Here is a 16,092-nt window from a genome sequence, read left to right on the forward strand (position 1 = left end):
ACAAACCGATTTCCTAACTTCGGCCCAAACCACGATTTATGGATCTGAACTTCAATAAAAACGAAGACCACAACAAACTTTTACGCTCCGAACTCAAACAAAAACTGGCCAAAGTCAAACTCGGCGGCGGCGCCAAACGCATCGAAAAACTCCATGCCGAAGGCAAGATGACCGCGCGCGAACGCATCGACTATCTTTTAGACGACAAAGCCAAAAGCATCGAAATAGCAGCATTTGCCGGCGAAGGCATGTATGCCGAACACGGCGGTTGTCCATCAGGCGGCGTGGTCGTCAAGATCGGCTACATCCGCGGCAAGCAATGTATCGTCGTGGCCAACGACGCCACGGTCAAGGCCGGCGCCTGGTTCCCCATCACGGGTAAAAAGAACCTGCGCGCGCAGGAAATAGCCATGGAAAACCGTCTCCCTATTATTTATTTGGTCGATTCTGCGGGCGTGTATCTCCCGATGCAGGACGAGATTTTCCCCGACAAGGAAAACTTCGGCCGTATCTTTCGCAACAACGCCATCATGAGCAGCCGCGGCATCACGCAAATCGCGGCCGTCATGGGCTCGTGCGTGGCGGGCGGTGCCTATTTGCCCATCATGAGCGACGAGGCGCTGATTGTCGACAAAACGGGAAGCATCTTTTTGGCCGGAAGTTACCTGGTCAAGGCGGCCATCGGCGAGTCGATCGACAACGAAACTTTGGGCGGTGCGACGACACATTGCGAAATTTCGGGCGTGACCGATTACAAAGCCAAAGACGACAAAGACGCACTCGATACCATCAAGAACATCGTAGACAAGATCGGCGATTTCGACAAGGCGGGCTACAGCCGCGTCAAACCCGAAAAACCCAAACTCGACGAAAAGGAAATATTCGGCATCCTGCCCAAGGCGCGTACCGAGCAATACGACATGATGGACATCATCGCGCGACTGGTCGACAATTCCGAATTCGAAGAATACAAGGCAGGTTACGGCCAAACCATCATCACCGGCTATGCGCGTATCGACGGCTGGGCGGTCGGTATAGTGGCCAACCAGCGCAAGGTCGTCAAATCTAAAAAAGGCGAAATGCAGTTCGGCGGCGTGATCTATTCGGATTCGGCGGACAAAGCCACACGGTTCATCGCCAATTGCAACCAAAAGAAAATCCCGCTCGTTTTTTTACAGGACGTAACAGGCTTCATGGTTGGCTCGAAATCGGAACACGGCGGCATCATCAAAGACGGTGCGAAAATGGTCAACGCCGTATCGAATTCCGTCGTACCGAAATTTACCGTCGTCGTGGGCAACTCGTATGGCGCAGGCAATTATGCGATGTGCGGCAAGGCCTACGACCCAAGATTGATTTTTGCCTGGCCAAGCGCCGAAATGGCCGTGATGGGCGGTACGCAGGCGGCCAAGGTGCTCATGCAAATCGAAGCATCGGCGCTCAAGTCAAAGGGCGAGCAAATCGATGCCGAAAAAGAAACCGAACTGTTCAACAAGATCAAGGCGCGTTACGACGAGCAGGTCTCTCCTTATTATGCGGCGGCCCGGATTTGGACCGATGCGATCGTCGATCCGCTCGAAACACGTACCTGGATTTCGATGGGCATCGAAGCGGCCAACCACGCCCCTATCGAAAAACCGTTCAATTTGGGTGTGATCCAGGTGTAACCAAAATCGTATCTTCGCAACCAATCGCAAAGATTTCCCATGAACAGATTTGTCTTGTTGCTTTTGTTGGTTGGTTTTCAGGCCAGCGCCCAGCATTTTACGCGTAAAGATTCGTTGCGCGGCAGCTTACGTACAGAACGCACCTGTTTTGACGTGCAGCGTTATGATTTGAACCTGCGCATCGACCCCGGCCAAAGATCGATCGTGGGCTACAACGACATTTCGTTCAAAGTAATTGAAAACACCCGACGCATCCAGATCGATCTGTTCGCCAACATGTCGGTCGACAGCATTGTGTTTGGTACGCAAAAACTCGCCTACCACCGCGAGTTCGACGCGGTTTTTATCGACTTCGACCATTCGCTTGAAAAAAATACGCTGCAAAAAATCCGGTTTTACTATTCGGGCAAACCAATCGTGGCCGCGCGCGCACCTTGGGACGGCGGATTCGTATTCAGCGACGACGATGGCAAACCATGGATTGGCGTGGCCGTACAAGGCATTGGCGCGAGTTTGTGGTACCCGGTCAAGGATACCCAAACCGACGAACCCGACCAAGGCGCATCAATCAAAGTCGCCGTTCCCAACGGACTCATGAATGTGTCCAACGGACGTTTCCTCGGAAGTGAAGATTTGAACGACGGCTATACGCGTTGGGATTGGGAAGTCAAGAATCCGATCAATACCTACGACATTACCGTCAACATTGCCGACTATGTGCATTTGCACGACCAACATAACGGGCTCGACCTCGATTATTACGTATTGCGTCGCAACGAGCAAAAAGCCAAGGCGCATTTTGAAGAAGTCAAACCCATGATGGATTGTTTCCAGTCTAAATTTGGACCCTATCCTTTTGCCAACGACGGCTACAAGTTGGTCGAAACGCCGTATCTGGGTATGGAACACCAAAGCGCCGTGGCCTATGGCAACCGATTTTTAAAGGGCTATATGGGCAACGATTTGTCGGGAACGGGCGTTGGTTTGTTGTTCGACTTCATCACGATACACGAATCGGGGCACGAATGGTTCGGCAACAGCATCACCAGCGCCGATGTGGCCGACATGTGGATCCACGAAGGGTTCACGTGCTATTCCGAATCGGTGTTCCTCGAGTGTAATTTCGGTAAGGAAAAGGCCTACACCTACATCAACGGGCTCAAGCGAAATGTAGACAACGACAAGCCCATCATCGGGCAGTATGGCGTTTGCAACGAAGGTTCGGGCGATATGTATTACAAAGGCGCGCTGATGTTGCATACCATACGCCACATCATCAACGACGATCAAAAGTGGTGGAAGCTGATCCTCGATTTTTCGAATACATTCAAACACCAAATTATTGTCCACCAAACCGTCGTCGATTTTTTCAATGCGCAAACCGGACTCGATTTGACGCCCGTGTTTGACCAATACCTGCGCCACAAAAACATCCCGACCTTCGAATGGCGCATCAAATCGAAAAAACTGGAGTACCGTTGGGTGGCCGATGTTTCGAATTTTGACATGCCGGTCGACGTTATCGTTAACGGAAAAACCGTTCGGCTCAAACCTACCACGCAATGGCAACGTTCCGCGATCAAGGTCAGGAAAAAAGCCGATGTGGCGGTGGCTGTCGATCGTTTCTTTGTGAATACGGCCCACTAGTCGGTTTAATTTAACGCAGAAAATTCACATAATATATTAATTATCCGTAATTTAGTTTGAATTTTAAAATCAAACAATCATGGATAACGTTAAAAAATGGAACAAATGGGCCAACGCCCATACCAATTATCCGCTCGACTTCTTGCGGATCGCGTTGGGGATTTTCTTGATTCTAAAAGGAGCCTCATTCATCACCAACACGGCTTACCTCGACAACATCCTGTCGTCGGTCAGTTATTTCCCCGGAGGGATGCTGACCTTTCACTACATTGCGGCGGCGCACATCATGGGCGGGATCATGATTGCCGTAGGACTGCTCACGCGCTGGGCCATCATCGCACAGTTGCCGATTTTGTTCGGCGCGGTGATCATCAATTTTATCGGGGATTTCAGTTTGCGCAACCTGATGCTGTCGCTTGTCGTGCTCGCGGTGTGTCTGTTCTTCCTGTTTTACGGAAGCGGCAAACATTCGGCCGACTATTTTTTCAAGATGCAACAATGACGGAAACGCAAAAAAACAACGCCTCGTAATCGAGGCGTTTTTTTATGTATTCAAGGCTTGCAAAACGGTTTCCTTTCGCATGATTTTGCCGGTCTCGGTTTCCTTGAATCGGGCCACATAGATTACCTCCTTGGGTTTCTCGTACTTATCGAGGTCGTCGAACGACAATGAAGTTTGCGGTTCACCTTCGATGAACAACACCAGCTTTTGCCCTAGCTTTTCGTCGGGTACGCCGGACACAAAAAAACGTGCGTTGACAGACCCCGCCAATTTGTCTTCGATTTGCTCTGGAATCAACTTGATGCCGCCGCTGTTGATCACGTTGTCAAAACGCCCCAAGAACTGGAACTGGTTTTCGTTGACCAATTTCACGAGGTCGTTGGTCACGATAATGCCGGACGAAATGCGCGGCGCGTGGATCACCAGGCAGTTGTTGTCGTCGTAGGACAAAGTCACGTTGGGCAATACCGTGAAGGCCTTCTCGCCTATTCTCTTGGCCGCGATATGGGTGATGGTTTCGGTCATGCCGTAGGTTTCCCATACTTCGGTGGGTAATTTCCTGAGTTCCTTTTCGAGCGACTTGCTGATGCCCACACCGCCCACGATCAACTTTTTGGTTTTCCTGAGCTTGTCGAGCGACTGTTGCGCCTGCAACGGCACCATGGCCACAAAATCGTAGGATTGGTCATTGTTGGCGGCGAACGGCTTGGCGCTTGGTTCGACAAAATCGGTATCGAGCCCGAGCACAAACGCACGCACAAGCATCATCTTGCCCGCGATGTATTTGACAGGCAAACAATGCATGATGCGGTCGCCGGGTTGCAAGTCAAAGAAATCACCCGTGGCCAGCGCCGAATTGACCATCGCCTGTTTGTCGATGCGGATTTGTTTGGGTTTGCCCGTCGTACCCGAAGTCGTCATTTCTACATAAGGCAAGTCGTCGAACCAATCGAGGATGAAATGCCCCACCGGTTTTTCAAAATCGTCGCCTTCCTTGATGAAGCTGTAGGCCACGCGGCACAAATCGTCTTTGTCCAGATGAAAGCCATTGAGCTTAAAGCCCGTGTGGACGTTGTGGTAAGTCGGGATCGCCAGGGTTTCCATGATCGGCTGTATTTACGGTTGAAATCGGTTGCAGTTTTCCGGTAAGTTTGGGCCACCAGTCGCGCCAACCGTAGCGCCTACTAAAGATAAACAAAAGAATCGGGAAAACCACCACCACAGGCAAAAGAACATCTAAAGTGGCGTCGGGTTCGGCGGTGCTCTTGAACACAGAATAGGTCTGGAACGCCGTCCAGTCTGAAGTGACGAGCAAAGCCGTCAGCAAATTGTTGGCCGCGTGGAACCCGAGCGCGAGCTCCAGCCCGTCGTCCATGAGCGTCAGTATGCCCAGAAAAAAACCTGTGCCGATGTAGTACACCATGACAATGTAGCCCATCTTGCCGACCTCTGGATTCATCAGGTGCATCCCTCCGAACAGTACCGACGTAACCAACAACGGCACCCATCGGTTGCCCGCCATGAGGCCGATGCCTTGCATGAGGTACCCGCGAAAAAGGTATTCCTCGGCCGAGGTCTGGATGGGGATCATCAGGGTCGCGATGACCAACAAAATCAGGAACGGAACCGGTTTGAACGCCACCACAAAATCTTCGGGATAGGCCCAGTACAGCGCCAAGGTCGATACGACGCTAAAAGTGGCCCAAACCCCGAACGCAAAAAAGATGCGCTTCCAATCGACTTGTGGCCGCGCCGTGGTGAGCGACAGGAACGATTGCTTGTGTACCAATTTGACCACGAGAAAAATCGCGAGCATCGTGGCCACAAACGTGAGCAGCACCAGGAACAGCGACAAATTGGGCTCGAGTACCGACATGATCTTGGCCGGATCGATGTTGATGCCCGTACCGTCGGCCATCGACTTGGCCAAAACGGCCACCGTAAACGGAATTTGCCCGATGACATAGCCCAGGGCAATAATCACGATGCCCAAAAAATACCTGACAAAATAGTCGCCCGAACCCATGTTCGGCTTGCGCGCTTGTTCTATAAACATCTTTGTTTTCGTTTTAGTTGGCCTAAATTTAGCCATTTTTTTGCATCGGGCGTGGCTTTCACCGCTATTTGAATCGGTTTCACCGCATTTAACAAACCTTTGTGATTTGGCGCTTAAACCAAAAACTATTTTTGCTTTCTCAACGCCCAAAAAAAACCACATGAAGAACGCATCCCTGTTCGCCTTTCTTTTGATCCTGTCAAGCTTTACGACATGGGCACAAGACAAAGCCCAAACCTCAAAAATAAAGATCACTGGCAAGGTGATCGAAAAAACCAGCAAGCAACCGCTCGAGTACGCGACCGTAACGCTCACCAATACGCAAAACCCCAAGGGAATCGCGGGCGGGATCACCGACAACAAAGGACAATTCGATGTAGATGTCGCGCCCGGCACCTACAACATCAAAATCGAATTCATTTCGTTCAAGGCCACCGAAATCAACAACAAATCGATCACGCAAGACACCAACCTCGGCACCGTTGCATTGGCCGAAGACGCCACGCAGCTTGAGGACGTCGTGATCCGGGCCGAAGCCACCACGGTGCAAATCAAGCTCGACAAAAAAGTGTACAGCGTTGGGCAGGATTTGATGGTCAAGGGCGGTACGGTAAGCGATGTACTCGACAACATCCCGTCGGTGACGGTAGATGCCGATGGTACCGTGGCATTGCGCGGCAATGAAAACGTGCGCATCCTAATCGACGGAAGACCATCGAACGCAATCAACATTTCCGAAGCTTTGCGCTTGATTCCGGCCGATGCGATCGAAAAAGTAGAAGTCGTGACCAACCCATCGGCGCGGTATGATTCCGAAGGCGGCGGCGGACTTTTGAACATCATCCTCAAAAAAGGCAAGAACCAGGGCGTAAACGGCACCGTCATCGCGTCGGCAGGAAACCCCGAAAATTATGGGCTTTCGGGCAACATCAACTACAAGACCGAACAATTCAATTTATTTACGACCACGGGCTACAATTACCGTGTGAACCCAGGGAACTCGCTGACCGAGACGCAGTACTTGAATCCGTCCGACCCGAACCGCACCTACATCGACGAGCGCCGCAACAACGAACGCATGAGCAAGGGCATCAACTCGAATTTTGGATTGGATTGGTACCTGACGCCATCGATCACCTGGAGCAACTCGATCAATTTGCGCAAAAGCACGGGACAAAACCCCGATTTCGTATCGTTTGATTATTACGACCAAAACCGCGTACACCAGTTTACCGACTTTCGTTTGAACGACCAGCAGGACCGCGACAACAATGTCGAGTATGCGACCAATTTTGTCAAGAATTTCAAGAAAGACGGCCACAAGCTCACCATAGACGCGTCGTTTTCTAAAAACAAGGACAACGATTTTTCGGTCATCAACGGCATCGAAGAAGTCACGTTCAACAAACAAACCCAGGGGCGCAACATCGTACAGCTCGACTACGTGCTGCCGATTGGCGAAAAAAGCCAGTTCGAGGCGGGCTACAAAGGCGATTTCAACAAACTCGTCACCGATTTCGAGGTCGATACGCTCAACGTGGCCACAGGCAATTATGAAGTGCATTACGGGTTTACGAACGAGCTCGAATACAAAGAACAAATCAATGCGTTTTACACGCAGTTCGGTTCGAAAATCAAGAATTTCTCGTGGCTGCTGGGCCTGCGTTACGAAGATTCGAACATCGACATCAACCAATGGTCTACGGGCGACTACAACAACAAAAAATACGGTAACTTTTTCCCGAGCGCTTTTTTGACCTACGAATTGTCGGAGCAAAGCAGCACATCGCTCAGTTACAGCCGCCGCATTTCGCGTCCGCGTGGGCGTATGATCAACCCGTTTTCGAATTATTCGAGCAACATCAACATTTTCAGGGGTAACCCCGACCTCGATCCGTCGCTCACCGATGCCCTCGACCTGGGCTACCTCAAACGCTGGGGCAACAAGCTCACGTTGAGCACCTCGGCCTATGTGAACATCACCGACGACGCCACACAATTCATCCGCCGTGATTCGGGGTTGCGTTCCAACGGCATCCCGGTAATCGAAAGCACACCCGTGAACATCGCGACCGAGACGCGTTTCGGGTTTGAGTTTACGCTCAACTATTCGCCGTTCAAATGGTGGCGACTCAACGGCAACTTCAACTTTTTCAGCAACCAGACCGACGGCGAGTATACCTTCATACAACCCGCCACCGACCTCGCGCCGAGCTCGGTTGAAGTCATCGACCTCGACAACAAGGCCACGTCGTGGTTCACGCGCGTGACGTCTAAGGTGACGCTGCCGTACAAAATCGACTGGCAGACCAATTTCACCTACAACGGCGCACAAAAAACCGCACAGGGCGAAAGCAAAGGCATCGCCAGCGCGAACCTTGGGTTCAGCAAGGATCTGTTCAAGGAAAAAGCGACGTTGGCGCTCAACGTACAGGATTTGTTCAACTCGCGCAAACGCATCAACGAGACCTTTTTAGAAGACGTTTCGAATTCCTACAGCGAAATGCAATGGCGCGAGCGCACGATCACGCTGTCGTTCACCTATCGCTTCAACAAAAAGAAAAATGAAAAGGAACGTCCGCAACGCCGCTCAGAGGACGATGGCGGGGAATTCCCTGGATAAACCGCTTGTCGGCGCATTTACAGTGTGCACAGCAAGGTGTAGATTTACAGATTTTATGTAATGGATTAATCGGCCAAACTGCTAACTTCGTTCCATGGGAAGGGGGAATTGGAAGGTATCCCTAAAAAAATCCACTGAAACATCTTTATAGAAAATCTGCCTTTTTTGTTAAATTTTTTTCTAGGGGCTTGGGTCTCAACCAAGCATAAAAAAAGGAAGCTGCAGGCTTCCTTTTTTTCAACTGCATCTAGCGATGACAGCTGTTACTCTTCGAGTTTCTTTTTGGCTCTTTTCTCTTTCCAAAGCTCGATGCTCGCCCCGAAAACCCAGTAAAATACGAAGTTGATCAGGAAAATCATCAGCCAGAAACCCATCGTCAAGATGGTCAAGAAAAGTAAGAAGCCCAAATACTGTTGAAATTCAAACATGTTTTCCGGAATTTTTTTGAATTATACGCAAATGTAGTTTTTATTTTTTTCACGGCAATATAACCCCGACGATTTTTATAAAATAGTTTTTATGCGTACTTTCGCGTAGGTTTTTTGGGAGCTTTTTCCGGCTATCCGCTTTTATCTTTTGCTTCGTAAACTACGCAAAAGGATAACCGCTTCTATCCGGGCTAGGGCCTTGTCAAAACCTCGGCGTTCATCATTCAAATATTAAAAATGTCGAATGTCGATCAACAAATTTCGAAGTTCGAAGTTCCAAATAACCACCCGAGGCGCAGCCGAACTGATGGAGCGCAGCGGAATAAATCAACAAATACACACCCGAGGCCAAAGACCGAACTGAACAAAGTTAAATCAACAACAATAACAATGGAATACAGAATCGAAAAAGACACCATGGGCGAGGTTAAAGTCCCTGCCGACAAATACTGGGGCGCCCAAACCGAACGCTCTAGAAATAACTTCAAGATTGGCCCATCGGCGTCGATGCCCAAGGAAATCATCGAAGGTTTCGCCTATTTGAAAAAAGCCGCGGCTTACGCCAACTGCGACCTCGGCGTATTGTCTATAGAAAAACGCGATGCGATTGCCGCCGTGTGCGACGAAATCCTCGCGGGTAAACTAGACGACCAGTTCCCACTCGTGATCTGGCAAACCGGCTCGGGTACGCAATCGAACATGAACGTCAACGAAGTCATCGCCAACCGCGCGCAAGTACTTGCAGGTTTCAAAATCGGCGAAGGCGAAGCCGTCGTCAAAGCCAACGACGATGTCAACAAATCGCAATCGTCGAACGACACCTACCCTACCGGCATGCACATCGCCGCCTATAAATCGGCGGTAGAAATCACGATTCCGGGTGTCGAAAAATTGCGCAACACGCTCGATGCCAAAGCCAAGCAATTCATCAACGTCGTCAAAATCGGCCGTACGCACCTTATGGACGCCACACCGCTTACGCTCGGGCAAGAACTTTCGGGCTACGTCGCTCAACTCGAATACGGCATCAAAGCCTTGAAAAATACGCTGGCACATTTATCGGAACTCGCACTCGGCGGAACCGCCGTAGGAACAGGATTGAACACGCCTGCTGGTTACGACGTCAAAGTAGCCGAATACATCGCGAAATTCACGGGCCATCCGTTCAAGACCGCACCGAATAAATTCGAAGCATTGGCTTCGCACGACGCCATCGTAGAAGCGCACGGCGCGCTCAAGCAACTGGCCGTGTCGCTCAACAAAATCTCGAACGACATCCGTATGATGGCGTCGGGCCCACGCTCGGGCATCGGCGAAATCTTTATTCCCGAGAACGAACCGGGATCGTCAATCATGCCGGGCAAAGTCAACCCGACGCAGTGCGAGGCTTTAACCATGGTGTGCGCACAGGTCATGGGCAACGACGTCGCGATTGCCGTCGGCGGGATGCAAGGCCATTATGAATTGAACGTATTCAAGCCCGTCATGGCTGCAAACTTTTTGCAATCGGCGAGATTGATTGGCGATGCGTGCGTTTCGTTCGACGAACATTGCGCACAAGGCATCGAGCCGAACTACGCGAGAATCAAGGAATTGGTCGACAACTCGCTGATGTTGGTCACGGCATTGAACACCAAAATCGGTTACTACAAATCGGCAGAGATTGCGCAAACCGCACACAAAAACGGCACGACTTTGAAAGACGAAGCGGTTCGTTTGGGTTATGTATCTGCCGAGGATTTTGATGCATGGGTCAAGCCAGAGGACATGGTGGGAAGCCTGAAGTAATTGATAACTAACAATTATGATTGAAAGCCGAAAACGTTGTTTTCGGCTTTTTTATGCGCAATCCAAAATCATTATCACTTATTAATTGTAATTCGTTTTTCAGCTTGTTCCGCACGATGGGCGATTGCTGAATCATGGATCAATTTTCCGTCTTGCGAAATGGCACCGAGCACAATTCCCTCCGAAATCAAAACCGCATTCTTGATGATGTATTGTCCTTCCAATGTTGGAACCAACGGTATAGATTGCCACGTGTCTTCCCTAAAAACAAACAGCGGCAGCAAGGTGCCCAACATCTGAAAGTACATCAGCGGCAATACATGATTGGTCCATTTTTTAATCCATATGCCGATGCCGATGAAACATTCGAGCGTGCCCAGTATGGGCATCGAATAGTGAGGTTCCAGCCAACCGTTGGTGAGCCACAGAATGGTTCGCGATGCGATGTTTTCTGCCGGACTTGTGCTTTCGAAGAATTTTAAAAAACCAAACCATACAAAGATGACGCCCACCGAAATGCACAAAGCTATTATCCCGTTGCTTTCGATGCCTTTGCGCAATCGTTCGAGGCAAGTATTTGTTGCCATATCTATCTAAAAGTAACAAAAAAGCCCTATCGGGTTTTACAACCAGACAGGGCTTTGTTTCAGGATTTGATCGGTTACTGCTTTACAAATTTCTGATGCATGAGGTTCCCGCCCGAGACGGCGCTTAAAAAATAAGTTCCGGACGGTAGGGCTTCCACATCGATGGCTTGGGTCGGATTGACCAAGTCCATCACGCGTTGCCCGCCCATATTGTAGATGGTGATTGTATCGATTGCGTAAGGTGATTTGATGTGAAGCGACGAGTATACCGGATTGGGATATACGGCCATGCCCGCGGGTTCAAATTTTTCGGTTCCGAGTACCTCGCACGCTGAATCGACCAGGCAATTGTTATAACCGTAAAAAGACACCACCGTCTGTAACATACCCACTTGCCCCGAATCGGCGCAAACATAACCCAGATTTGGGTTTGCTGCGAGATTGATGTAGGTTTCGATGCGTCCATTTTTGATGCCGAGCGAGGTCAGCTGATTGTTATTGGCAAAAAGTTCGTTCAAATTGTAATTGTAGTTGAGTTCCAACGACGTCAATTGATTGTAGGAACAATCGAGGCTGTAAAGGGTCGGGAAGTCAGAGAAATCGAGCGACGTGAATTGATTGAAACTGCATCCCAATACGTTGAGGACAGGAAGTCCGGCCAGGTTTAGCGATTGGAGTTGGTTGCTGCCGCAATACAATCCACTAAAGTAATTCAAATTGGTCAAGCTCAAAGAAGTCAAGTTGTTGTTGGAACAATCCAAACTGGAAAGGTACGGCAGATTGCTGGCAGAAAGCGCAGTGATGTTATTGCCGCTGCACGAGACTTGACCCGCCCCAGGCATCCCATTGATGTCGAGTGAGGTCAATTGATTGTTGTCGCAAGACAAATAACCCAAAGCCGGCGAGCCCGAAAGTTGAATGTGCGTGATTTGGTTGTTCGAACAATAGCAAGAATTCAGCAACGGGAGTTGGCTAATGTCCAATGAAGTGAGCTGATTGTTGTCGCAACCCAGATTCTTAAGGGTCGGAAAGGCCGATAATCCGAGTACGGTCAATTGGTTTTTGCTGCAATACAAATTCTCAAGCAGTGGCAGGTTGGGTAAGTTCAGCGACTCAAGCAGGTTTTGTGAACAATCGAGCAAGGTCAGGTTGACCAATCCCGTAATATCAAAATCAGTGATGTGGTTGTTGTTGAACATCAGCATCCTGAGGTTCGTAAAAGCCGAAATTCCTGCCAATGATTCGATATACACGCTAGTAGGCAGGTCGTGGCCCACATCGAGAATATAGACCTGCGCAGCCTCGCTAACTTGGATTTCCCCATCGTGGTTGGTGTCGACCACTATAGCATTGTACAGAAAATCAAATGCAATATTATTTGTTGCGTCGGAAGCGACCAACTTGGCTTTGAACACAGGATCCGGAATGCTGACGGTTTGCGCGTGGCAGGCGAAACCCAGTGCGAGGAAACAAACTGTTGTTTTTAAAAATCGTTTCATAGTTTAACGTTTGACGAATCTGATTGGTGTGTTGGTCGTTACTGTTTGAACCAGCATCAAATAATTCCCCGCGGTCAGACGTGAAACTTCTATTTCTGAAGAGATGTTTCCATTGATTTCCATTAACAATTGGCCCAGCGTGTTGTAGATTTCGATTTTGGTAACCTTTGCACCGGCCGGCGCGACAAGCGTGATGCGGTCTGTCGCGGGATTGGGCACCAATGAAAAACGGTCATCGGCGGGCTCGAAAGCAGCAGCGTCCAGCGAGATACAAAGATTGTCTACCGTGCAACCCGAGTAACCGTAAAAATTGACGAGCGACTGATACTGTGCAACCTGAGCGGAATCGCAACACAAGTATTGCATGTTAGGATTCCCCGAAAAACTCAGGTAAGTCTCTTCGTGGCCATTCTTGATGTTGATCGAGGTCAATTGATTGTTGTTGGCCGAAAGTTCGAAAAGGTTACTTTGTCCAAAATCAAGCGCCGTAATGTCGTTGTCCGAGCAATTCAATTGATACAATCCTGTCATTTGTGTGAGTTGGTCGAGGTTGGTCAATTCGTTGGACTGGCACGCAAGCGTCTGCAAGTTGGTTCCGGTAAAATCCAAACTCTGCAATTGGTTGTATCCGCAATCGAGCAGATACATCGAAGAGAGCCCCGTAATATTCAGCGATGTGAGTTCGTTACTCGGACATTTTACCGACAGTAATTGGGTGTTTGCCGACAAATTCAGGCTCGACAGCTGATTTGCCCCGCATTCGAGATATTTAATGGACGGGGAACCGACCAGGTTTAGCGCAGTGAGCTGATTGTTGGTGCAATTAAGGCTTTGCAACGATGACAGGTTATTGATGTTAAGCGTCGTCAAATTGTTGTTGGCGCAGCCAAGGTAGTAAATCGAAAAACTTTGCAGCGTCAGTGACGTAAGCTGGTTATGGGAACAATCGAAGTTTTGTAGAAAAAAAAGTCCGCCCAAATCGACTGATGTCAAGTTATTGAACGTACAATCGATGTACTGCAAAGAACTCATTCCGTTGAGGTTCAGCGCTTGGAGGTTATGATGGTCGACGTTAAGGGAACGCAGGTTGGTAAATTGCGCAATGCCTTCAACCGATTGTATCATCGGCAAATTCCCATAGTAATTGCTCAATCCCAAATACCTCACCTGGGCGGCTTCACTTTGTTGTATCTCGCCGTCGTGGTTGGCGTCAATGGCGATGTAATTGTCGCTGGCGTTCATCGCAATGAGGTTGGTTGCCGACGACGACAGTAAAATCGCTTTGAGATTTGCATCCGGAAAGACCAGATTTTGCGCATTGGTTTGGGCCAATGCCATAAGCAACAATAAATAGAGTCTTTTCATGCTTTTTTTGGCTAATATAAGAAATTTAAGACATGAAAATACCCAAGATCAATTCTATTGGGTCAAAAATTTAATTCTTGACAAACCTATTTTGAGAGGTGCCGCGATCGGAAATGACCTGAATCATGTAGCTTCCCGTTGCCAATTTCGAAATGTCGAGTTGCGAAATACCCTCGCCGGTTTGCATGAGCATCAATTTTCCCGACAGGTCGAATACCCTAGCCGAGGTAATCCGCCTGCCGTCCTTGGCTTTGATGTTCAGGATGTTGTTGGCTGGATTGGGATAAATCCTAAAATCGATCGGCGCGGTTTCGAAACTGCCCACCTTGAGCCCCTGCCCTTCCGTAATCGTAATGAATTGGTTATTCGATACGTTCGTAAAGACCTCATCGGCGGTTGTCGATGGCCAATCGACCGTGATCGATGTGATCGTGGCCGCATCGCCCAAACCAAAATGCGCGCGCAAGTCATTTTGCGAGCAGTAGCCGCTTTGTGCCGATATTTCGCGCATTTGGGTCACTTCTTCGCCATTGATCGTGGCCGTCACCCGTATCTTGGCGCCGATCGCCGATCGATTGGCCAACGTCCCGACCAATTTGATCGTGATCCAATGGTTGGCGTTGCCGTCGTTGTGGTACAGCAAATCGTTGGCATCGACACCGGCGAAGGTGGTGGTCGCCACAGCCAAATCCTCGAAGCCGTCGTTGTCGTAGTCGCCGAACGCGCATCCGTAGGACCACGACAAATCGGTGGCGGGTGCCCCGATTTCTACTTTGGTGAACGTGCCGTTTCCGTTGTTGGTATACAGGAAATTGTTGAGCGGCGCGGCCACCGGATTGAACGCATTGGTCACAAACAAATCCAGATCGCCGTCGTTGTCTATGTCGCTCCACGCCGAGCTGAACGAATGTGAATTGGCCAGCGAAACCGGATCGGAAGTGATTTTGGTGAAATTGAAATTGCCGTCGTTGCGGAACAGCGCATTGTTCGCGCCGTCGTTGCACAAATACACGTCGAGGTCGCCGTCGTTGTCGTAATCGCCCCAGCTGCTGCTCATGGTCGAGCCGCCGTTGGTGACCAATTCACCGGTTGAGATGCGCGTAAACGTCCCGCCGCCGTCGTTGCGGTACATCAGTTCGTTGTTGTTACCCGCGCCTTCAACCGTCACGAACAGATCGGCATCGCCGTCGTTGTCGATATCGGTCCAGTTCACCGACCGGCACCGTACGGTATTGAGCACCGGATCGCCCGTCAGGATTTTGGTGAAATTGTTGCCGCCGTCGTTGTGGTACAATTGGTTGCGGCGTAGGTTCACCGTAGATCCGCTGCGCGTGACAAACAAATCGACCAGGCCGTCGTTGTCATAATCGCCCCACGAGGCCGTTTCGCTGTACCCGCCCGACGCAATCATGGGCTGCGTGGTTTGCTGCGCGAAATTCCCCGCGCCGTCGTTCAGGTAAAACATGTTGTCTTCGAGGTACCAGTTGACGACCACCGCATCGAGGTCGCCGTCGTTGTCGCAATCGGCAAAAGTGGCGCCGTCGCTCGGATTGCCGTCGTTTGTGATCGGGTCGGACGTGACAAGGGTGAAACCGCCGACCGTGTTGCGGAACAGCGCATTGTTCTGCCCTCCTGCTTTTCCGTTCGAGATGAACAGGTCCAGGTGGCCGTCGCCGTCTACATCTACCCAATTGACGCTTCGCGAATCGCCGGGCGTGGTGACGGGTGTGCCCGTGGTGATTTTGGTGAACGTTTGTGCGTGCGTTGCATAGGCCGCCATGAACGCGGCAAAAACCAATGCCCCTTTGCTTTTTTTGTGGTCAAATTGTTTCATATCGTTTGTCTTTTAAGGTTTTGCGTCATTAAAATTACACCAACGCTTTGGGTTGATTTTCAAAGTTCTACCGACAACCGCTTGCATCGGAATCAA

Annotated in this window: 12 protein-coding genes; 5 read left to right on the plus strand and 7 right to left on the minus strand. The window is 50.0% G+C overall.

What is annotated here, in order from left to right:
• Window positions 1-38 precede the first annotated feature (38 nt).
• The 3 genes from BLP55_RS13520 (at window position 39) to BLP55_RS13530 (ending at window position 3,816) form a co-directional block, all read left to right on the plus strand.
• Window positions 39-1,667 carry an acyl-CoA carboxylase subunit beta gene (locus BLP55_RS13520; protein ID WP_091145427.1) on the plus strand — a complete coding sequence of 543 codons (1,629 nt, stop codon included), beginning with the start codon at window positions 39-41 and terminating at the stop codon, window positions 1,665-1,667.
• Window positions 1,668-1,706: 39 nt separating this feature from the next.
• Window positions 1,707-3,314, plus strand: a complete 1,608-nt coding sequence (locus BLP55_RS13525; protein WP_091145431.1) for a M1 family metallopeptidase — start codon at window positions 1,707-1,709, stop codon at window positions 3,312-3,314.
• 79 nt (window positions 3,315-3,393) lie between these two features.
• Entirely contained in the window at window positions 3,394-3,816 is a 423-nt protein-coding gene (locus tag BLP55_RS13530; protein WP_091145434.1) for a DoxX family protein, read from the plus strand.
• 42 nt (window positions 3,817-3,858) lie between these two features.
• Here BLP55_RS13530 and BLP55_RS13535 read toward each other — a convergent pair whose 3' ends face one another.
• Together BLP55_RS13535 and BLP55_RS13540 are read right to left on the minus strand one after the other, a co-directional pair.
• The gene (locus BLP55_RS13535; RefSeq protein WP_394331928.1) at window positions 3,859-4,920 is read right to left on the minus strand and encodes an AMP-binding protein; all 1,062 of its coding nucleotides are present in this window, start codon (window positions 4,918-4,920) and stop codon (window positions 3,859-3,861) included.
• Complete coding sequence (locus tag BLP55_RS13540; protein ID WP_091145437.1) at window positions 4,871-5,872, minus strand: CPBP family intramembrane glutamic endopeptidase; 1,002 nt, start codon at window positions 5,870-5,872, stop codon at window positions 4,871-4,873. Before BLP55_RS13540 ends, BLP55_RS13535 begins: the two co-directional genes overlap by 50 nt.
• Before the next feature lie 160 nt (window positions 5,873-6,032).
• On the opposite strand from BLP55_RS13540, the gene BLP55_RS13545 reads away from it, so the two are divergent.
• Window positions 6,033-8,495, plus strand: coding sequence for a TonB-dependent receptor (locus BLP55_RS13545; RefSeq protein WP_091145584.1), 2,463 nt, complete (start codon window positions 6,033-6,035; stop codon window positions 8,493-8,495).
• Between the two features lie 263 nt (window positions 8,496-8,758).
• On the opposite strand, the gene BLP55_RS17045 is transcribed toward BLP55_RS13545, so the two are convergent.
• The gene (locus tag BLP55_RS17045) at window positions 8,759-8,923 is read right to left on the minus strand and encodes a hypothetical protein (RefSeq protein ID WP_091145441.1); all 165 of its coding nucleotides are present in this window, start codon (window positions 8,921-8,923) and stop codon (window positions 8,759-8,761) included.
• Between the two features lie 390 nt (window positions 8,924-9,313).
• Here BLP55_RS17045 and fumC point away from each other — a divergent pair, with 390 nt between their 5' ends.
• Window positions 9,314-10,711 (plus strand): class II fumarate hydratase, encoded by a 1,398-nt coding sequence (gene fumC / locus BLP55_RS13555; RefSeq protein ID WP_091145445.1) that lies wholly within the window; start codon window positions 9,314-9,316, stop codon window positions 10,709-10,711.
• 74 nt (window positions 10,712-10,785) lie between these two features.
• Here fumC and BLP55_RS13560 read toward each other — a convergent pair whose 3' ends face one another.
• From BLP55_RS13560 to BLP55_RS13575, 4 genes are all read right to left on the minus strand, one after another.
• Entirely contained in the window at window positions 10,786-11,271 is a 486-nt protein-coding gene (locus BLP55_RS13560; protein WP_139149675.1) for a hypothetical protein, read from the minus strand.
• Window positions 11,272-11,372: 101 nt separating this feature from the next.
• A complete protein-coding gene (locus BLP55_RS13565) occupies window positions 11,373-12,797 on the minus strand; it encodes a T9SS type A sorting domain-containing protein (RefSeq protein WP_091145453.1) in 1,425 nt (474 codons plus the stop codon).
• Between the two features lie 3 nt (window positions 12,798-12,800).
• Window positions 12,801-14,162 carry a T9SS type A sorting domain-containing protein gene (locus BLP55_RS13570; RefSeq protein WP_091145457.1) on the minus strand — a complete coding sequence of 454 codons (1,362 nt, stop codon included), beginning with the start codon at window positions 14,160-14,162 and terminating at the stop codon, window positions 12,801-12,803.
• Between the two features lie 70 nt (window positions 14,163-14,232).
• Window positions 14,233-15,996 carry an FG-GAP-like repeat-containing protein gene (locus BLP55_RS13575; RefSeq protein WP_091145460.1) on the minus strand — a complete coding sequence of 588 codons (1,764 nt, stop codon included), beginning with the start codon at window positions 15,994-15,996 and terminating at the stop codon, window positions 14,233-14,235.
• Window positions 15,997-16,092 lie beyond the last annotated feature (96 nt).

Source organism: Flavobacterium caeni (genome assembly GCF_900101895.1).
In the GTDB taxonomy this organism is placed as follows: domain Bacteria; phylum Bacteroidota; class Bacteroidia; order Flavobacteriales; family Flavobacteriaceae; genus Flavobacterium; species Flavobacterium caeni.